The following is a 20,186-nucleotide window of genomic DNA, read 5'->3' as shown; positions in this document are numbered from 1 at the left end:
TAATCCTTAGAAAGGAGGTGATCCAGCCGCACCTTCCGATACGGCTACCTTGTTACGACTTCACCCCAATCATTGGCCCCACCTTCGGCGGCTGGCTCCAAAAGGTTACCTCACCGACTTCGGGTGTTGCCAACTCTCGTGGTGTGACGGGCGGTGTGTACAAGGCCCGGGAACGTATTCACCGCGGCATGCTGATCCGCGATTACTAGCGATTCCGGCTTCATGCAGGCGAGTTGCAGCCTGCAATCCGAACTGAGAATGGTTTTATGGGATTTGCTACACCTTGCGGCTTCGCTGCCCTCTGTTCCATCCATTGTAGCACGTGTGTAGCCCAGGTCATAAGGGGCATGATGATTTGACGTCATCCCCACCTTCCTCCGGTTTGTCACCGGCAGTCACCTTAGAGTGCCCAACTGAATGCTGGCAACTAAGATCAAGGGTTGCGCTCGTTGCGGGACTTAACCCAACATCTCACGACACGAGCTGACGACAACCATGCACCACCTGTCACTCTGTCCCCGAAGGGAACACGCTGTCTCCAGCGCTGGCAGAGGATGTCAAGACCTGGTAAGGTTCTTCGCGTTGCTTCGAATTAAACCACATGCTCCACCGCTTGTGCGGGCCCCCGTCAATTCTTTTGAGTTTCAGCCTTGCGGCCGTACTCCCCAGGCGGAGTGCTTAATGCGTTAACTGCAGCACTAAGGGGCGGAAACCCCCTAACACCTAGCACTCAACGTTTACGGCGTGGACTACCAGGGTATCTAATCCTGTTCGCTCCCCACGCTTTCGCTCCTCAGCGTCAGTTACAGACCAGAGAGTCGCCTTCGCCACTGGTGTTCCTCCACATCTCTACGCATTTCACCGCTACACGTGGAATTCCACTCTCCTCTTCTGTACTCAAGTCCTCCAGTTTCCAATGACCATTCGCGGTTGAGCCGCGAGATTTCACATCAGACTTAAAAGACCGCCTGCGAGCGCTTTACGCCCAATAATTCCGGACAACGCTTGCCCCCTACGTATTACCGCGGCTGCTGGCACGTAGTTAGCCGGGGCTTTCTGGTCAGGTACCGTCACGGTACCGCCTTATTCAAACGGTACTTGTTCTTCCCTGACAACAGAGTTTTACGATCCGAAAACCTTCATCACTCACGCGGCGTTGCACCGTCAGACTTTCGTCCATTGCGGATGATTCCCTACTGCTGCCTCCCGTAGGAGTCTGGGCCGTGTCTCAGTCCCAGTGTGGCCGATCACCCTCTCAGGTCGGCTACGCATCGTCGCCTTGGTAAGCTCTTACCCCACCAACTAGCTAATGCGCCGCGGGCCCATCTGTAAGTGACAGCTAAAAGCCGCCTTTCATCACGTCATCATGCGATGACGCGCTTCATTCGGTATTAGCCCCGGTTTCCCGGAGTTATCCCAATCTTACAGGCAGGTTGCCCACGTGTTACTCACCCGTCCGCCGCTCGTTCCACAAGCTTCCACCCGAAGGCTTCCGCTTGCTTCCCGCGCTCGACTTGCATGTATTAGGCACGCCGCCAGCGTTCGTCCTGAGCCAAGATCAAACTCTCCATAGAAAGTTGATATATGATTGACACCAATCAACCATAGCTTAGCTTCGTAAATTGAATCCAGGGGAAAGCTTTTGCTTTCGTCCTGTTTCTTGACATACTGGTTGTTTTGTTCAGTTTTCAAAGAGCAAATTTATTGCGCCGCTTCAAAACAGCGACCTAATTAATATACCATCTTCCAAAAACAATGTCAATAACTTTTTTGAAATGATTTTTAGAAGGAGTTCGTTGCTGCCTTTGTTAGCGCAACGATTTCTAATGTACCATGATTATTCCCCGAAATCAATAGAAAATAAACTTTAATTTTTTGGATATTTTACCCAAACTGAAACTGTGCATTTATAGGGCACGGTTTTCAGTTTATCCACCGCGCATGAACTTACATAAAATGATTTAAAAAACAGATAAACCCTGCACCACTTTGTTAATATGGTACAGGGTTGATACTGAGCAAACACATTTTATCGCAGTGTGAAAGCCGCTTACATTTTATTAAGCTCTTCTACTTATTACGCATTTGCGGGAATAATAATACATCACGAATGGATGGTGAATTGGTTAACAGCATTACAAGCCTGTCAATGCCAATCCCTAAACCACCTGTTGGAGGCATACCATATTCCAGTGCCTCAAGAAAGTCTTCATCCATCAATTGCGCTTCATCATTACCCTGCTCCCGCTCTTTAACCTGGAGTTCGAAGCGTTCCCGTTGATCAATTGGGTCATTCAATTCACTAAACGCATTCGCATGTTCCCGGCCAACAATAAACAATTCAAAACGATCTGTAAACCGGTCATCTTCCGTGTTCCGTTTAGCAAGCGGTGAAATTTCTACCGGATGACCGTAAACAAACGTCGGCTGAATCAATTCCTCTTCCACTCTTTGTTCAAAAAATTCATTAACGATATGGCCGAATGTCATCGTATCTTGTATGTCAATACCGTGTTCTTCAGCAAGCTTTTTGGCATCCTCATCACTCATATGCTGCCAGAAATCCACACCTGTGTATTCTTTAACAACATCAACCATGTGCACTCTTTTCCATTCCGGTTCCAGATTCACCTCATAGTCGCCATACTTCACGACAGGGCTACCCAGCACTTCTGTGGCAATATGCGCAATCAGATTCTCGGTCAGCGTCATGACATCATGAAAATCTGCATATGCTTCATAAAGCTCCATCATTGTAAATTCCGGATTATGACGAGTAGACACCCCTTCATTCCGAAATACACGGCCAACCTCATAAACCTTCTCCATTCCGCCTACAATGAGGCGCTTCAGGTGCAGCTCAATGGCTATCCGCATGTATAGCGGAATATCCAGTGCATTGTGATGTGTTTCAAACGGACGAGCCGAAGCCCCACCCGGGATTCCATGCATCATTGGGGTTTCAACTTCAAGAAAGCCTATTTGATCAAGATAGCGACGCATTGATTGGATAATTTTACTGCGCAGTACAAACGTTTCTTTACTATCCATGTTCGTAATCAAATCCAAATAACGCTGACGATAGCGCTGCTCAACATCTTTCAGACCGTGGTATTTTTCCGGAAGCGGACGCAGCGATTTGCTCAATAAATAAAATTCAGTTGCCTTAACCGACAGTTCCCCGACCTTTGTCTTGAACATGACACCAGTAACGCCGACAATATCTCCCATGTCAACGGATTTGAAGATGTCATAAGACGCTTCGCCAATCATATCTTTACGTACGTATATTTGAATTTGTCCGCTCAAATCCTGTAAATGCGCAAATCCGGCTTTACCTTTGCCCCGTTTCGTCATGACACGTCCAGCGATGGTTACTTTATCTGTTTTTTCCTCCAGCTCCTCTTTAGAGAACTGGTCATATTTAGCAATTAAATCTTCTGCTAAGTGTGTACGGTTGAACTTTCCGCCAAAAGGGTCTACTCCCTGTCCCCGGTAGTTATCCAGTTTCTCACGGCGCACCCGCATATGTTCGTTCAATTCTTCAGACACTTTAATCACTCCATTACTTTTTAAAATGACCGGTCACCGATCCAATCAATTAATTGTATATAAGTATATAGAAAAACAAGCTTTCTTTCATCTTCAAGGCTTTACATTATGCAGAAACACGAAATCTGCCAGCAGCAAACTGGCAGATTCCCATGTTATGAAGCTCTGTTTGCAGCTTTTAATTCGTGGCATTAGGTATATAAAATTTCTTTGCCGGAACAGCATGATTCCGTATGATTATAACAACTTGTCCGGAATATTTACTGTTCTTCCTTTTCTTCATTTAAGGTTAATTCACGTTTGGTTATGTTTAATTTTCCTGCAATGGCGTCAAGCAGCTGTTCCGTAGCTTCTTGTTTTCCGCGTTCAACATTACCAAGTGTAATGATGGGAATTTCCAGCGAATTTGCCAGCCCCACCTGTGTATATCCTTTCAGTTTTCTGAAAGCCCTTATTCGTTTGCCAAGTCGTTTTGCGTCCATCGTCTTACATCCTTTATGTCGCTGTCTGGAAGTTCTGCCACTAATTCCGAAACTGTTCTTTGTCCGTTCGGTAATGGCATATCTGGTGCAATTTCATTCAATGGAATAAGCACAAATGCACGCTCATGCATTCGTGGATGTGGAATAATCAGCCGTTCCGTTTTTTTATTTTCTTGATTATACAGTAAAACGTCAAGATCAATTGTACGCGGACCAAAACGGATTTCCCGCTTTCTGCCAAGCTGATGTTCAATTGACTGGCAGACATCCAATAATTTCTCAGGTGAAAGTGTAGTCTTTATTTTAATTACCATATTTAAAAAATCATCCTGATTGGTATACCCGACAGGTGCAGTCTGGTAAATGGATGACTGCTTCAAAATAACAATTTCGTCATGCACACGCAGTCTGTGCAAAGCCTGATACAAATGCTGCCGCCTGGGTTCTATGTTAGTCCCCAGAGCCAAGAAAGATGAATAGTTCATTCCTTTCGCTCCCGGAAAGTTTCCACACCAACCGATTGATAGTGACCGGGAATCGGCGGGTCAGGCTTCGTTACCCTGATTGTACATGCTTCGAGCTGCGGGAATTGTTGAAACAATTCAGCTGAAATCTCCTCGGCAACTGCTTCAACCAAATTTTTAGGCTCCCCTTCCAACACAACCCTTACACATTCATAAACTTCTCCATAATCAATGGAATCCTCCATCGCATCAGATGCAGCAGACTTTGATAAATCAAGCATCAGTTCCGTATCTACATAAAAACGTTGCCCGAGCTTGTTTTCTTCCGGGTACAGGCCATGATAGGCGTAAAATTCCATCCCGTTAAGCAGGATCTTATCCAACAGGCACCGCTCCTTTCCTTCCGAGCATCGCATCCATCATTTTTGCCAGTTCCACGTTTAATTCCACATTATGAACACGAATAATTTGTGCACCCTTAGATATCCCAAGACAGGTTGTTGCTCCTGTCCCATTATCCCGCTCAGCAGGTGGCACATCAAGAACTTTTCCGATAAATGTCTTCCGGGACGTACCTAACAATACCGGAAACCCCAAATCGGAAAACTTTTCCAAATTATTCATCACGATAAGATTATCTTCCGCTGTTTTGGCAAAGCCCACTCCGGGATCAAGGATGATATTTTCATCAGGAACACCTGCATTCCTTGCGATCGCAATGCTTTCCTGAAGATCCTGTTTCATATCACCGATGATTGACGTGTAATCTTTATTTGTACGATTGTGCATTAAAATGATCGGAACATTATATTCTGCCGCAACTTTAGCAATTTCGGGCTCTCGCTTAGCTCCCCATACATCATTAATGATTGCTGCACCTGCATTGACTGCCTGTCTGGCCGTTTCCGCTTTATATGTATCGACAGAAATGGGAATATTCACGTTTTCTTTCACCTTGCGGATCACAGGTACAATCCGGGCAATTTCTTCTTCCTGTGATACGGCTTCATGATTCGGACGGGTGGACTCGCCGCCAATATCGATTATATCGGCACCGGCTCGCTCCATGGCAATCGCATGATTCACAGCCTGCTGCAACGATGTATAATTTCCTCCATCAGAAAAAGAATCCGGTGTAACATTCAGGATCCCCATAATATATGTCCGGTCCAACAGGTTATATGTTTTATTGTCTGTCACCAGCTTCATTGCGATACCCTCTTTCCTAACCGAATTAGTTCGACTACTATCGTATCACAGCAGCATCAAAAGCGAAAGCGCCCGCTTCAGTGATTTCGAATGGCTGGGTAATGGAACTGCATGCGACGAAACCAGTCCATACAAAAAGACCGGCACCCTAAAGGATACCAGTCCTGTGCAGCCACTCCTGTTATTGATTATCTTGCTGGAATAAAGGAGTGGACAAATAACGTTCACCATTATCAGGAAGAACAGCCAGCACTTTTTTACCTTTGCCAAGTTTTTTGGCAACCTTTTTCGCTGCTGCAACTGCAGCACCAGATGAAATGCCGCCTAGAATACCATCAAGCTTTGCTGTTTGGCGTGTTGCTTCAAATGCTTCATCATTGGAAATCCGGATAACTTCATCGTACATATCCGTATCAAGTACCTTAGGCACAAATCCTGCCCCCAGACCCTGAAGTTTGTGCGGACCTGGTGAGCCGCCGGAAAGCACTGCTGAATCTTCCGGCTCAACCGCATAAACTTTTACATCCTTAAAGTTATCCTTGAGTACCTTGCCTGCTCCTGTAATCGTACCACCAGTACCAATGCCGGACACAAATCCGTCCAGCCCGTCGCTCATTTGTTTAACAATTTCATTTCCCGTCGTACGGGCATGTACTTCAGGATTTGCTTCATTGTTAAATTGCTGCGGCATAAAATAGCCATTTTCATTTTTCAGTTCCTCTGCCTTCTTAATCGCACCATTCATACCATCCGATCCGGGAGTTAAAACCAGCTCAGCTCCATAAGCGCGTAATAGATTACGGCGTTCCTTACTCATCGTGTCAGGCATTACCAGTACCGCTTTATATCCTTTTGCTGCTGCAACCATTGCCAGGCCAATACCGGTATTTCCACTTGTCGGTTCAATGATGGTATCGCCCTCTTTGAGCTTGCCATTCTGTTCAGCTGCCTCAATCATGGAAAGCGCAATTCTGTCTTTCACCGAACTTCCGGGATTCATTGCCTCCAGTTTCAAATAAACATCTGCACTGTCTTTGTCTGCATAACCATTCAATTTTACAATCGGTGTTTCCCCAATCAGCCCGGTAATATTTTCAGCAACTCGCATCATAACTCCTCCTAAATTCCTACTAATTTTATAGGCTTTATCTATAATGTATGTTTAACACCCAAATATGTCAAACATTTGGATTACTTCTATTCATATACCCAATCCACGTTCAAATTATTCCAAAGCAATTTTGCATCCAGGTTTTTATTGGTTTTTGAAAGTGCCAGCTCCCTTTTTATATACGGCTTTATTTCTTGATAGGAAAATTTTATATCAGGCAGCTTTCGGTGAAGGTAGATGATTGCCACATTTTTTCCACTCTTAAATGGTTCACGGAAGGTTCGCTCCTTCATTTTACTGGCCTTCTCCGCATATCCTTCCGGCAGAAACTTACTGTAATCCACAAAAAAGCCGAGATAACCACCTTCTTCTTTCGTTTCTTCGTCAAGGGAATATTCTTTTGCGAGTATTTGAAATGAAGCTCCATTTCCAAGCTCTTTGATCACTTTTTCAGCTGTTTTCATATCCGGAACTACAATATGTGACAGCTGTAACGATGCCTTAAAATTATACTGTTCATGGTAATCTTTATAGTAGTTGCGAATTTTCTTTTCCGGAATGGTAACATCTGAAGTTAATAATGCACCCAGTTGATAACGGTAGATAATGTCTTCACGCCATTCCCTCTTTTTTTGCGCTGTTTCCTCCTGTGTCATCACCCCTTGCATTGTTGTCAGTAGTGCTATTTCCCGGGCAATGACTTTTTCGCTTATTTCAATATTTTGTTCCTCAGCAAGCTGCTGCACAATCTCTCTGTCAATCATACGTTGCAACTGTTCCTGTCCCTGGTTTTTACGTAAGGTGTTCATCCAGTCTTCATAGGAAATCTTTTCGCCACCAACTGTTGCCACTGGTTCCCTGCTGTCGATTTTTTTATTGTTATTATCCAGTACGACATTTTCGCCATCACTGTTCCAAAATATTAGTGTAGCTATATTGGTAATGAGCAAAACAACAATAATCCCAAACAGATAATTCCTTTTCACAGGGGGCCCCTCCCCTTTCAATGCTCATTTGCAGAATCTTTCAGCCCTTCAAGTTCTTCCTCGGTAAACTGATATTTTTCATTACAAAAATGACACGTTGCTTCAGCACCATGATCTTCCTCAATCATTTTCTTAATTTCGTCAGTTCCCAGCCCAATAATCGCATTTTCCAATCGTTCTCTTGAGCATTTGCACTTAAATACCACTGGAAGTGTTTCGTGAATTTTCACTTCTTCTTTTCCAAACAAACGCTCCAATATTTGCTCCGGTGAGTTCCCTTCCCTAATCAAAGTTGAAATGGCGGGGAAGTTTTGAATCTTATCTTCCAGAACTGCAATCGAATCTTCGGATGCTCCCGGCATTACCTGAACAATGAATCCACCTGAAGCAAGTATTGACTGATCCGGATTGACAAGCACACCGGCACCAACGGCAGAAGGTATTTGCTCTGAATTTGCAAAATAATAAGTGAAATCCTCGCCAATTTCGCCGGAAACAATTGGTACCTGACCGGTAAAATAATCCTTCAGCCCCAAATCTTTAACGACACTGATATTTCCTTGTGTACCCACCGCTCGTGCGACATCAAGCTTACCCTTATCATTCAAATCAAAATCAACATGTGGATTGGTCACATATCCGCGGATCGTGCCATTTGCATTGCCATCTGCAACAATGGCTCCCATCGGCCCATCCCCTTCAACTTTAACAGTCAGCGAATCATCACCTTTCAGCATTGCTCCCATCATGGCAGTGACGGTAACCGTCCGTCCAAGTGCAGCTGAAGCGGTAGCCCATGTATCTTGGCGTCTACGTGTTTCCTCAACAGTATTTGTTGTTGTGGCAGCATATGCGCGAACTATTCCATTGAGTGCTGTTGCTTTTACAATATAATCATTCACGGTATTATTCAGTCTCCTTTTGCTGATTTTCCTGCATATTTTTTTGATATATTAAATGCAATCCTTTTAGTGTCAAATATTTATCGACATAGTCAATCGTTTCAGAAGCATCGGAAATCAGTGTGGCAAGACCACCCGTTGCAATAACAACTGGCTCCGTCATAGCTTGTGACTTCAATCGGTTTACAATACCGTCAACCTGTCCCACATACCCATAAAAAACACCAGATTGCATTGCTTCCACTGTCGAACTTCCTACTATATTTTCCGGTGCCTGAATTTCTATCTTAGGCAGTTTTGATGCTCGTTTATACAATGCTTCCATGGAAACATCAATTCCCGGGGCGATCAGCCCGCCCTGATATTCCTTTCGTTCATTGATATAGCAATAGGTCGTCGCTGTACCAAAGTCAATTATAATAAGCGGTGCATCGTATTCATGAAGTGCTCCTACTGCATTTACAATCCTGTCAGCCCCAATTTCTTTCGGGTTCGGATAAGCCATCCCCAAATAGGAATGTACAGAATCCTTTCCGATTATCAAAGCTTCCGTATGAAAGTATTTTTTAGCCATCCTCTCCAACGAAAACATGATTGGCGGGACAACCGATGAAATGATGACCCCGGTAATATCCGTAAGTGCTATATCTTCGTGTTCAAGCATCGACTTCAGCAGTATGCCGAACTCATCTTCCGTTTTATACCGATCCGTTTTAATCCGCCACTCATGAATCAATTTATCATCATCGAATACACCCAGAACCGTATTCGTATTCCCAACATCAAGCACAAAAAGCATTCTGAACCAAACCTTCCCGCCATTGTATATTTTCTGTCTCTTAATATACCACAAAATAAATCCAATTAGAAAAACCCAATTTAAAGACCCTCCACTTTTCATGGAGGGTCTTAGGATTATAAATCATTATTGATTTTTATTGTCCTCATCGGAAGGAGTCTCATTTTTCCCCGACTCTTCCTCAGCTTCTTCCTTCTCTGCTTCACGTTCTTCCTGACGTTTTTCTTCAGCTTTTTGCTTTGCTTCTTCATAAGTTTCAGGATCAGCATCCGCATCTTTCTTGGAACTGATATTAACTTTAACATCATCTGAATCTTCGTCCGCAGGCTTTCTTTGTTCTGTTTGATCAACAGCAGGCTCCGGAAGAACGCCATCTTCAAACAGACTTTTAATTTGCTTGGCATCCAATGTTTCCACTTCAAGCAGTGTTTGAGCCATTAATTCCAGTTTATCTTTATGCTCGGTAAGAATTTTCTTGCCTCGTTCATAACAGTAATTAATAAAGTTTTGCATTTCTTTATCAATTTCATACGCAATAGTATCACTGTAGTTCTGATCATTTTGGATGTCACGGCCAAGGAAAACTTCACCGCCGCCGCTGGTAAACTGCAATGGCCCGATTTTATCGCTCATACCAAACTCAGTAATCATTTTACGGGCAATCCCTGTCGCACGCTGGAAGTCATTGGAAGCGCCTGTGCTAACTTCGCCAAACATGATTTCCTCAGCAATACGACCGCCCAGAAGACCGGTGATTTTATCAAAAAGTTCCGGCTTCGTCATAAAGTAACGATCCTCTTTTGGCAGCATGACAGCATAACCGCCTGCCTGGCCGCGAGGGACAATGGTAACTTTATGTACCATATCAGCTTCATCAAGAACCAAACCGATAATTGTATGACCACTTTCATGGTGTGCAACAATATTGCGCTCTTTCTCGGAAATAACCTTGCTTTTTTTGGAAGGTCCGGCAATAACCCGATCAATTGCCTCATCAACATCCAGCATATCAATTTTTGTTTTATCAAAACGTGCCGCAACGAGTGCAGCTTCATTTAACAGGTTTTCCAGATCTGCGCCGGAAAATCCTGGTGTACGCATGGCAATTGTTTTCAAATCGACTGTATTGTCCAGTGGCTTATCTTTCGCATGGACTTCCAGTACTTCTTCACGTCCTTTTACATCCGGACGGTTAACGGTAATCTGTCTGTCAAAACGTCCCGGACGAAGTAATGCGGGATCAAGAATATCCGGGCGGTTTGTCGCCGCAATCATAATGATACCTTCATTGGCACCAAACCCATCCATTTCGACGAGCAATTGGTTCAGTGTCTGTTCACGCTCATCGTGACCACCGCCAAGTCCAGCACCACGCTGACGCCCGACCGCATCAATTTCATCGATAAATACGATACAAGGAGCATTCTTTTTTGCATTTTCAAACAGGTCACGTACACGGGAAGCACCGACACCAACAAACATCTCCACAAAGTCTGAACCACTGATCGAGAAAAATGGTGTTCCTGCTTCACCTGCTACTGCACGCGCAAGCAATGTTTTACCTGTCCCCGGAGGTCCGACAAGCAGTACCCCTTTTGGAATACGGGCCCCGACTGAGGAGAATTTACGCGGATCTTTCAGGAATTCAACAACTTCCACTAATTCCTGCTTCTCTTCATCCGCACCTGCCACATCTTTAAAGCGGACTTTTTTCTTATCATCACTGACCATTTTGGCTTTACTCTTGCCAAAGTTCATGACACGGCCGCCACCGCCGCCTTGTGCCTGACTGAGAATAAAGAAGAAAAATAAGCCCAGTATCAGAAATGGAATCATTGTCGTCAGGAACGTAACCCAGCCACTTGGCTGTTCCTCTTCCTTGACATTGAGCACACTTTGTTCAGTCGCTTTATTATATATATTCGATACGATATTCGTATTTTCCGGAACCTGTGTAATGAACGTCTCGTCTTCACCTAACTGTCCGGTAATACGGATTATGCCATTTGATGGCTGCATCGTCATTTCTTCGATTTCACCATTATTTAAAGCTTGCATAAATTCTTGCACATCATATTGCTCTGCTTGTTCATTTTGTCCATTAAATACTCCAATGACGCCGATTACTACGAGAAAAATGAGTAAATAAAAGACAACATTGCGAAATATACGATTCATTCCTTACCTCCTCCCAAGCGGGAAAAACTACAAACATAGTACCATAGAAAAAAGTGCTAATACAACTAATTCATCTTACAATTTCGTGAGATTTTCAGGCTGTTTACGTTTTCCCGAATTGATGGGTTATTTGTGTTTCAAAAGCTATCAAATATGATTGTGACGGTTATTCTTCGCCGCCATAGATCTTTGGCTTCAGCACTCCGATATATGGGAGGTTGCGGTATTTTTCCTCATAATCAAGTCCATAGCCTACAACAAATTCATTTGGCACCTCAAAACCGATTATGTCCGCTTTAATATGTGCCGTACGTCCGGACGGTTTATCAAGCAGGGTAACAATTTTGATGGAGTTTGCTTTCCGGTACTTAAACAGATCCACCAAATAACTCAGTGTCAGCCCACTGTCGATAATATCCTCAATGATCAGCAAATCACGGCCTTCCACTTTCGTATCCAGGTCTTTTACAATCTTAACCTCACCAGAAGATCGCATTTTGCCGCCATAGCTGGATACATCCATAAAATCCATTTCCAGATGTGTTTCCACCCGACGCAGGATGTCTGACATGAAAGGCATTGCTCCTTTCAGCACGCCAATTGCCAACGGGAACCTGCCATCATATTCCTCGGTAAGCTGTTTTCCAAGGTCTGCACATTTTTGTGCAATCTCTTCCTCTGTAATTAATATTTTTTCAATATCACTATGCATGTTGCCCCTCCTGCGAATTACTCTTTTTTAGAAAACCCGGTTGTCACCAACCCTTTAGATAACAGCCTTAGTTGCATTTATGCAGTAATAACGTTTTATACGCTTATCTTCGAAAAACCAGCTGAATATATGTGTCATTATTCTCCAATTGCCGAGCGGGAATACCTTTCTTAAGCCCAACAAGCCATAGAACTGCTCCGTTATCATCGACAATTACGGGCCACGTATCCCGTTCCGGCAGCGGCACTTTTGCATCGATAAAAATATCTTTTAATTTCTTGCTTCCCTGCAGTCCCCGCCAGTACATTCTGTCTCCATCCCGGCGTGTTCGAATATGTAATGGCAAAGCAACCTCTTCACTGCCACATGCATAACACATATCGGATCTTTCATCGGGAATTTCGGTGTAAAATGCTGTCACTTTCCCGCCATACCAGTTTATCTTTCCCGGAATTTCGATTGTTGTCGGAGATAGTGTCGGGTTCTTATTATTGTCTCCAAAACTGAAAACAAATGTCTTGTACATTTTCTTTAATTTCAGATTGTCAGGAAAATCGATTTGTGTATTTCCGGATGATTTAGCCAGTAAGTCGAAAAATTTCCTTTCATGCACATACGACAGATTTTTGGGTAATTTTTCATATAGATAATTTAATATTAGATGATAGGCACGTCTTTGTAAAGAATGGGGAAATGCGGAAAATTCCGTGCTTTGAAACGTGACTTTCCTATTTTTCCTGTCAACATTCACGATCTCCTGTACCATCTTCGCTGCCTCATCGGTCAAAAAGTGCTCATCTTCCTGTAGTGCTTCACTTAAATGCTGTACGGTATTATGTATATTGCGATTTCTTTCTTTAAATAACGGAAGCAGTTGTTTTCGAAAAAAGTTTCTCGTGTAAATTGTTTCCTCATTGGAAGGATCCCGCCTTGGTGCTATTTGATGCTGCCTGCAATACATCTCCAGCTCATCTTTTGTCAAACAAAGAAATGGCCGGACAATCACCCCTCCCGCAAAACGTCGCGTAACAGGAATACCCGAAATTGATGCCGGATCTGCCGATCGTACAAATGCCATCAGCATTGTTTCCACCTGATCATCACCATGATGTCCAAGCGCAAGACAATCAGCGTTAAAACGATACATCTGTTCTTCAAAAAATGCATATCTCAGTTTTCTGGCTGCAAGCTGTGTCCCAAGCTTATCCTCTTCCTTATACGTTGGTACATCCAAGGAGGTTCCAACAAATTGAATATTCCATTTGTCACAAACTTGCCGGACATACTCAAGATCATTCAACGATTCCATACCGCGCAGCTGATGATCTGCAGAGACAACAATAATCGTCAAGTTCCAGACTTCTTTGATGGTATTAAAAAAATGAAGAAGTGCCATGGAATCCGGACCACCGGACACACCAATCAATACAGTCGAATTCTCGTTCAGCAACTGATGCTGTCTCATAAACGTTTGCACTTTTTCAATCATTTTCCTACCCATCTCCATATCAGAAAACTTGGCTTATTGCCAAATGGCGAAAACCTTAGTTGCGCTTATACATTGATAGTATTTATATTTTCTTAACTGCCAAGAAAGTATTTATACTTTATTATCTGCAAATACATTCTCGACATATTGTATCCATCGTATCACATATTCAATTTCCAGCAAAAGCAGAAACGTCCGGTGAATGAATCAAATTTCCAGCGCGGATTTGTTCCTGTCACTACAGCAACAGTGATGAGAGGTAAAATAGTGCCGAGACAGCTGCGATTCCTCCTGTTTCCACAAGTAATGATTCCTTGCCGGAATGGTTTCCGGATCTTGAAACCCGAATATTGTTCAATATTTTTGTAACATCACTTTTCATTTGTGCACTTGATTGATAGCTTCCCAAAACTGCCCTTTTTAATGTACCTTTATATACAGATAACAGCTTGGCCTCATCCAACTTTTTCATAAGGGTAGCCTTTGGATTCGGCCCTTTCTCAAAACGTTTTGGATAACATACAGATAAAAACACCATGACAAGTGCAAAAAGGTCATAGCTTGGTTCGGCTTTTCTCGTACCCATCCCCCAATACCCTCGGTCGTAAAATTCCGTATACTCCTTAACAGACCTGCCGATTTGAGTGGTCCCGCCAACATCAATCCAGCGCACTCTGGGCGGTGATGGTATGACAAGCAGGTTTTCCGTTTTAAAATCACCAAATACCCACCCATTATCATGCAGTTGTTCCAGATCATCCAGGAGCTGCAGCAAAAAGACACCAATCCACTCATTTCCATGACGCATAATAAAATTTGTCAGTAATTCGCCTTGCATGTATTCCATCACATAAAAGGAGTAAATTTGTCCTCTTCCGTACTCAACATCATCAACATCAAGCAAATAAGGCCCAAGGCGGCTTCCCTGGACCTTTTGAAACGCTTTAAGGACATTTACCTCCATCGTTATCGATGCATTGTTTTCGCTTATTTTCAATGCCGCTTTTTTTCCGTTATATTCACATAAATACACACTGCCAACCGCGCCGCTGCCAAGCTTTCTTCTGATTATATACCGCGTTTTATGCCATTTGCCGGTAATTACTGTTCCCGGCAGCAGTTCAGTGCCAGGTTTCTTCCGTGCCTTGTTCATTTTCATCTTCGAAACTCCTTAACAAGCTTTTCCGGCTAAACTGGTAGATTGCTTCACGAATTGCCGGTCCTGTCGGCGTAATCCCCCCACTGGTCAATTTGGGAAAGACCGTTGAAATGGAGTCAAGCTTTGGTGACCAGTCAAATACTTTCTGAATTTCGGTGCGTCTGCCCGGGAAACTGTAAATACAAAAGCGGTTGCGGCCAATGCGTGCATTCAAGCTTACAGACAGATCAATCAGCGCTTCCTTCACTGTCGGCAGTTTGTTATGCATACTTGCACTTGTATCGACCATTACAAGCACTTCCAAATCACACGTTTCCCCCATATCCTCAACAACTTCCATAATTTCTCCACGTTTTTCAGGTTCAATATCTTCCATCGACTGTTCGGAGCCCAGTATTTGCTTTAACTCCTTATTAACAAATCCCTGCAACGTCTGTGTCATCGCCTGCTGTGTCACTGTTTTCACCGTTTGTGACAATGATTGCTTATAAACGATCTGGCTGACACCACCACCCGACATTGCAATTTCTTCCACTTCCTGAAACCCCTCAGGCTGCTCCGTCTGATCGTCTTCCATAATTCCGATTACATTTACCGAGATTCCCTGCTGATACGCAAGAGCAGCAGTTGCAGCAGGATTTTCACCTTTATTTGAGCAGCCATCCGTAATCAGCAATATTTGCTTTAGCGTGCCTTTTTTCATCCAGCATACCTCCCATTAATTCCACTATCATCATCACCAATAGTTTGGAAGAATATACCTTGACTGGCACGTCAGGCTGAAGCTATCTTGCTCCGTTTACTGCGCTTCATTTGAATAGTATGGAATCGATGCCCACTGTGGTGAGTTTTTAACAATTTTAGCGGCAACAACAGTCATATCATCCTCAATTTCTCCTGACCTGGTCCGAACAACTTCTTCGAGCAGCAAGTCCGCTATTTCCTGAGGATCATCCGTTTTCATTTCCCGTATCTTACGTTTAATCCAGACGTCTGTATTTTCAATATGCTTTGGCCCATCAAATATTCCATCACTCATCATAATCAGGATATCTTCATTCATCAGCTGCTCCCCGACGATATCAACGTCGAATTCCTGAATGATTCCCATTGGCAGGTTGCTTGCCTCCACTTTGATCATTTCATTGCCACGTTTAATGAAACTTGGTGTCGATCCAATTTTCAAAAACCTTACAAATGCATTATGCAAATTCACAACAGCCAGATCCAGTGTTGCAAACATCTCGTCTGTGGAACGCAATGACAAAATGGAATTAATCGATTTAATAGCGACCCGCTCAGGAATCCCCGTCTGTAAGATTTGCTGCAGTAAACGTAGTGTCTCCTTGCTCTCTTCACTGGCCCGCTGACCATTTCCCATTCCATCACTTATTGCCATCGCATATTTACCTTCACCAAGCTCGATCGTCTTAAAACTGTCACCGGAAACTAATCCACCGCCTTTCGCTGCGTTTGCTATTCCCGTATCGATAACAAATTCTTTTGCCGAACCAAAAATCAGATAACAATATCCATTTGGAAATGGTGATACTTCTTCATGTTTGACGACAATCATTTCATTTAATATATCCGATAGAACCGGGGCAATCAGTTTAGACCCTTCCCCATGATAATCATAGAAGGAAACGGTCATTTCTATATCCACATTCCCTTTGTCCAGCCGGTAAATATCCAGCTTTTCAAGCGTGATCCCCATTTGTTTTAACATATGAACAATTTGCATCTCCTGCTGTTCGTGATGCTGCCGTTCCTTCATTATTTCAGATGCAAAATCCTCCATCACCTCGGACACACCCTGAAGCTGATCCGCAACAAACTGTTTACTTTCCATTACCTGTTTTTTCAATTGCTTATTTGCTTCAAAAAAGGATACTTCCTCTTTAATGGTGTCAACCACTTTTTTCGATTTAACACAATGATTTTCAAAATCACTCATTAGTTTCCGGTTTGGTGTATTCCCTTCAGATAATTCATCCTTTAAATCTTCCATTAATGAATACGTTTGGTCAAACTGTTTCTGCCAGCAGCGATCTTTCATAAAACAGGATTGACACGTCTTTTCGGTCACCTGACTTAAAAAATAATCCGTTTCACGGCTTGAATGCCGGTGATCTTCAGCCGGTTTTTCCGAAATGGCGAAACTTTTTGAGAGCGCTTCAAAAACGTCCGAAAATTGTTCCACACGCTTGGCCGTTACATTCCGCACTTTTTGCAGATACTGTTCCTGCTCATTGGAATGCTCCTCCGTACCGGGAATATATTTTGACAGCTTTCTGAACCAGCTCGCCGGCGTCAGGAAAAACAACAGTGCCGCTATTGATGACTCCATTAATGAAGGAATTAACGTATCTGAGGCCCCGTAAATCCCGACCAAAAACGTACCAACAAAGAGCCCGATCGCCACGCCAACTTTACTTCCTTCTTTGAGCAGTCCTCCCAAAAGTCCGGAAAATGCCAGCAAACTCATCTGATAGAGATTCGCCACATTTGCAAGTGACAGAATCAGGCCAGCCACCACCCCTACCGTTGATCCAATCGCTGCGCCCCCGACAAAAGCAAGCATCATAACAAAATACCGGGAAAAAATCTGCTCGACAGACGCATTATATACTTCCCAGCCAATCGTACCGGTAAGGATGGATGCCAGCAAAATGATCATACATATAATTTCTTCATTTTTTAAAGCAGGTTTATACCGTTTTGGTGATAATAATGGAATACTTTGCATAAAAATTAATACAAGAACCGTTCCAAGTACTCCTTCGACAAACAAAAGCATCCATTCATATGATGACAATTGGCCTGTAATGGAATAGACACACAGGCGGGGTGCCACTGCGGAAAGAAATACAAATAGCGGAATGAACACTTGCTGATTTCTGACCTGTTTAAAAATCCCGGCCAAAAAGATAAAAGAAGTCATCGCAAGTGCGATATAAATTCCATGGAAAACAGAAAAGGTAAGTGCTCCCGCTATGACTGCCAGCATTACTTTAGCGGCCTTGTCCCGGTGAATTATCCAAATAGTCGCTAAAAATGCCACAGCAAATGGTGATACAGCTTCAAGGATAACAGCCCGTCCAAGCAAAAATCCTACTAAATAAAACAACCATCCCCTTTCAAACAGTAATGATTTGGTCTTGGAAGAAACCTTCATGCGCAGTCTGTGTAATTGATTGTTATTGACACCAATCCCCTTAGATTCCGCTCGTGGAATTGAATCCATCATATCAAAATCACTCCTTCTAGAGACATTAAAACACAGTATGCATTCTTTTTTTGTCAAAACAAGCAGACGAAATCAAAAAATCGTTCGACTGCTTTCTGCCCGGACAAGCGATATTCTACAACCGCTACCGTAATCTGTTTACTGGTGTCTAACACAGCAGTTTTACCTACCTGCTTAAAAAATTATCATTGACACTGCTCGTTTGCTGTTGTAATATATCACTTGTGATTAATTTTGGCGGTGTAGCTCAGCTGGCGAGAGCGTACGGTTCATACCCGTGAGGTCGGGGGTTCGATCCCCTCCGCCGCTATACAAAGGAAAAAAGACTGTTTTCGGGCTTACGACATTCAAATTTTATAATGTCGATTCCCGGAACAGTCTTTTTTTTGTTTGGCTGTTTTTGAGACTAATACAACATCCATAAACTGCGACGTAGTGTGATGTTTTACCACCGCTGCGGAAATACACGTCGCTTTCACTTTCGAGCATAAGTGCGACATCTGCTCAAGCAAACTTTCGCAGTGTCTTCTTTACCGTGGGCGGCTGATACCACTACACCAGTCCGGGTGAGCGGAGGGCGGCGACTCCTGCGGGAACAGCACGAGTCCGAAGACCCCGCAGAGTGGTTGAAAAGGAAGGTCGACTAAAACCGTCCTTTGCGGACAACGTCGACATACCCCTCGTCGGGGCAAGGAGGCTGAGGCCGTGCCCGCGGTAAAGAAGACACAGTGAAAGTGATTTTCTTGAACTGATGTCGCACTTATGCTGGCAGTGAAAGCATCCGCCCGGAGTGATCTCGGACGGCGGGGAGAAAAGCGGATGTTATTAGAAAACAGCAGTTACGTCGCAGTTTAGTTCAACTACAACGTTAACAAACAAAATTCACGAAAAGGTCTCGCGATGAACCGAACAAACTGTGAACTATAGCCTTATCGACAATTAAAGCAAGGTGTACAGGGGAAAATGCGCACAAAAAAACAGGTACCACTTATCAAAAGTGATACCCGTTTTTTAAATTTATCGTGCATAGAGCATTATTAATAGACAGCAGCTTTTATCCTCTTTTAGCACCTCGACCTCCCCGTTTGGATTCGGTGTGCTTCTTTAATGAGGCTAAACGATCTTCTGAATCCTTCAGAAATTTATTCATTTTGGATTCAAAAGATTCTCCGCGATCACGATTATTTCTGGGGCGCGCCGGTCTATCCTTGGCTTTTTTGATGGACAAACCTATCTTGCCATCCTTTTCGACATTAATAACTTTTACCGTCACTTCATCACCGACGCTAAAATGATCGTTAATGTCTTTAACATAGTTGTCGGCAACCTCACTAATGTGTACCAATCCGGTTTTCCCTTCGCCTATATCAACAAAGGCTCCAAAATTGGTAATGCCGGTTACCTTTCCCTGCAGCTTGCTGCCTACTTCGATTGACATAAAAAAAATGCTCCTCCTTAAAAGTTTAAAATATATAGTTCTTATATAGTATAGCTAAGCATATGAAAGCGTGTCAATAAGAGGGTTTTTCATCAGGGAGGTTAAAGATCAATTCCCCTTTTTTGGAGAAGAAATAGTTCGTCCTGGCTATCTCCAATACATACTCCTCATTATTCAATAATTTAATTTCCTCACGAATATTCTTTTCCTCTTTTTTCAAAGTGGCAAGTTTGTCCTCAAGCTGCTCATACTGTTCAGCTTTCTCAGCCTGAATGGAACGTTGTTTAAAATGGTATGCTGCCATGCTTCCAAAAGTTACCATAACAACAATGGAAAATAACACAAGACGTCGGAATAACCGTTTTTTCTTTCTCTTTTGCCTTTCTATGTGGGCATCATAATTATGTTTGTAGTTCGTTTCCAAGCTGGCTAATGTTTTTTTCTTTGTGGACACC

Annotated in this window: 17 protein-coding genes, 1 tRNA gene and 1 rRNA gene; 1 reads left to right on the top strand and 18 read right to left on the bottom strand. The window is 43.3% G+C overall.

Annotation, left to right across the window (positions count from 1 at the left end):
* Positions 1 to 10: 10 nt before the first annotated feature.
* The 16 genes from HUX68_RS13725 to spoIIE form a co-directional block, all read right to left on the bottom strand.
* Positions 11 to 1,574 (bottom strand): 16S ribosomal RNA (locus HUX68_RS13725).
* A 496-nt stretch (positions 1,575 to 2,070) separates the two neighbouring features.
* Complete coding sequence (lysS, locus tag HUX68_RS13720; protein ID WP_174615367.1) at positions 2,071 to 3,552, bottom strand: lysine--tRNA ligase; 1,482 nt, start codon at positions 3,550 to 3,552, stop codon at positions 2,071 to 2,073.
* Between the two features lie 260 nt (positions 3,553 to 3,812).
* Complete coding sequence (locus HUX68_RS13715) at positions 3,813 to 4,034, bottom strand: helix-turn-helix domain-containing protein (protein WP_174615366.1); 222 nt, start codon at positions 4,032 to 4,034, stop codon at positions 3,813 to 3,815.
* Positions 4,004 to 4,519 carry a 2-amino-4-hydroxy-6-hydroxymethyldihydropteridine diphosphokinase gene (gene folK / locus HUX68_RS13710; RefSeq protein ID WP_174615365.1) on the bottom strand — a complete coding sequence of 172 codons (516 nt, stop codon included), beginning with the start codon at positions 4,517 to 4,519 and terminating at the stop codon, positions 4,004 to 4,006. Before folK ends, HUX68_RS13715 begins: the two co-directional genes overlap by 31 nt.
* Positions 4,516 to 4,881 carry a dihydroneopterin aldolase gene (gene folB / locus HUX68_RS13705; RefSeq protein ID WP_174615364.1) on the bottom strand — a complete coding sequence of 122 codons (366 nt, stop codon included), beginning with the start codon at positions 4,879 to 4,881 and terminating at the stop codon, positions 4,516 to 4,518. The genes folK and folB overlap by 4 nt, the downstream gene beginning before the upstream one ends.
* Positions 4,874 to 5,707 (bottom strand): dihydropteroate synthase, encoded by an 834-nt coding sequence (folP, locus tag HUX68_RS13700; protein ID WP_174615363.1) that lies wholly within the window; start codon positions 5,705 to 5,707, stop codon positions 4,874 to 4,876. The genes folB and folP overlap by 8 nt, the downstream gene beginning before the upstream one ends.
* 181 nt (positions 5,708 to 5,888) lie before the next feature.
* A complete protein-coding gene (gene cysK / locus HUX68_RS13695) occupies positions 5,889 to 6,815 on the bottom strand; it encodes a cysteine synthase A (protein WP_174615362.1) in 927 nt (308 codons plus the stop codon).
* A gap of 89 nt (positions 6,816 to 6,904) precedes the next feature.
* Entirely contained in the window at positions 6,905 to 7,804 is a 900-nt protein-coding gene (locus tag HUX68_RS13690; RefSeq protein WP_174615361.1) for a peptidylprolyl isomerase, read from the bottom strand.
* A 17-nt stretch (positions 7,805 to 7,821) separates the two neighbouring features.
* Complete coding sequence (gene hslO, locus HUX68_RS13685; RefSeq protein WP_174615360.1) at positions 7,822 to 8,706, bottom strand: Hsp33 family molecular chaperone HslO; 885 nt, start codon at positions 8,704 to 8,706, stop codon at positions 7,822 to 7,824.
* 4 nt (positions 8,707 to 8,710) lie between these two features.
* Complete coding sequence (locus HUX68_RS13680) at positions 8,711 to 9,505, bottom strand: type III pantothenate kinase (RefSeq protein ID WP_174615359.1); 795 nt, start codon at positions 9,503 to 9,505, stop codon at positions 8,711 to 8,713.
* Positions 9,506 to 9,631: 126 nt separating this feature from the next.
* Positions 9,632 to 11,683 (bottom strand): ATP-dependent zinc metalloprotease FtsH, encoded by a 2,052-nt coding sequence (ftsH, locus tag HUX68_RS13675; RefSeq protein WP_174615358.1) that lies wholly within the window; start codon positions 11,681 to 11,683, stop codon positions 9,632 to 9,634.
* Between the two features lie 166 nt (positions 11,684 to 11,849).
* Positions 11,850 to 12,395 carry a hypoxanthine phosphoribosyltransferase gene (hpt, locus tag HUX68_RS13670; RefSeq protein WP_174615357.1) on the bottom strand — a complete coding sequence of 182 codons (546 nt, stop codon included), beginning with the start codon at positions 12,393 to 12,395 and terminating at the stop codon, positions 11,850 to 11,852.
* A 103-nt stretch (positions 12,396 to 12,498) separates the two neighbouring features.
* Positions 12,499 to 13,884: a tRNA lysidine(34) synthetase TilS gene (tilS, locus tag HUX68_RS13665; protein ID WP_174615356.1), complete on the bottom strand. Its 1,386-nt coding sequence runs from the start codon at positions 13,882 to 13,884 to the stop codon at positions 12,499 to 12,501.
* A gap of 238 nt (positions 13,885 to 14,122) precedes the next feature.
* Positions 14,123 to 15,043: a protein kinase domain-containing protein gene (locus tag HUX68_RS13660; protein WP_174615355.1), complete on the bottom strand. Its 921-nt coding sequence runs from the start codon at positions 15,041 to 15,043 to the stop codon at positions 14,123 to 14,125.
* Entirely contained in the window at positions 15,006 to 15,746 is a 741-nt protein-coding gene (locus tag HUX68_RS13655; protein WP_174615354.1) for a vWA domain-containing protein, read from the bottom strand. Before HUX68_RS13655 ends, HUX68_RS13660 begins: the two co-directional genes overlap by 38 nt.
* A 96-nt stretch (positions 15,747 to 15,842) precedes the next feature.
* The gene (spoIIE, locus tag HUX68_RS13650) at positions 15,843 to 18,293 is read right to left on the bottom strand and encodes a stage II sporulation protein E (RefSeq protein WP_174615353.1); all 2,451 of its coding nucleotides are present in this window, start codon (positions 18,291 to 18,293) and stop codon (positions 15,843 to 15,845) included.
* 236 nt (positions 18,294 to 18,529) lie between these two features.
* Here spoIIE and HUX68_RS13645 point away from each other — a divergent pair.
* Positions 18,530 to 18,603: transfer RNA gene (locus HUX68_RS13645), tRNA-Met, on the top strand.
* Between the two features lie 744 nt (positions 18,604 to 19,347).
* On the opposite strand, the gene HUX68_RS13640 is transcribed toward HUX68_RS13645, so the two are convergent.
* Both HUX68_RS13640 and HUX68_RS13635 read right to left on the bottom strand, forming a co-directional pair.
* Positions 19,348 to 19,731 carry a S1 domain-containing RNA-binding protein gene (locus tag HUX68_RS13640; RefSeq protein ID WP_174615352.1) on the bottom strand — a complete coding sequence of 128 codons (384 nt, stop codon included), beginning with the start codon at positions 19,729 to 19,731 and terminating at the stop codon, positions 19,348 to 19,350.
* Between the two features lie 73 nt (positions 19,732 to 19,804).
* Complete coding sequence (locus tag HUX68_RS13635) at positions 19,805 to 20,185, bottom strand: FtsB family cell division protein (protein ID WP_425509520.1); 381 nt, start codon at positions 20,183 to 20,185, stop codon at positions 19,805 to 19,807.
* Between the last annotated feature and the right edge of the window lies 1 nt (position 20,186).

Origin of the sequence: Virgibacillus ihumii, assembly GCF_902726655.1 — a bacterium.
GTDB lineage: Bacteria > Bacillota > Bacilli > Bacillales > Amphibacillaceae > Lentibacillus > Lentibacillus ihumii.
The sequence above is the reverse complement of the archived record's forward strand: the minus strand, read 5'-3'. Positions and strand labels throughout refer to the sequence as shown.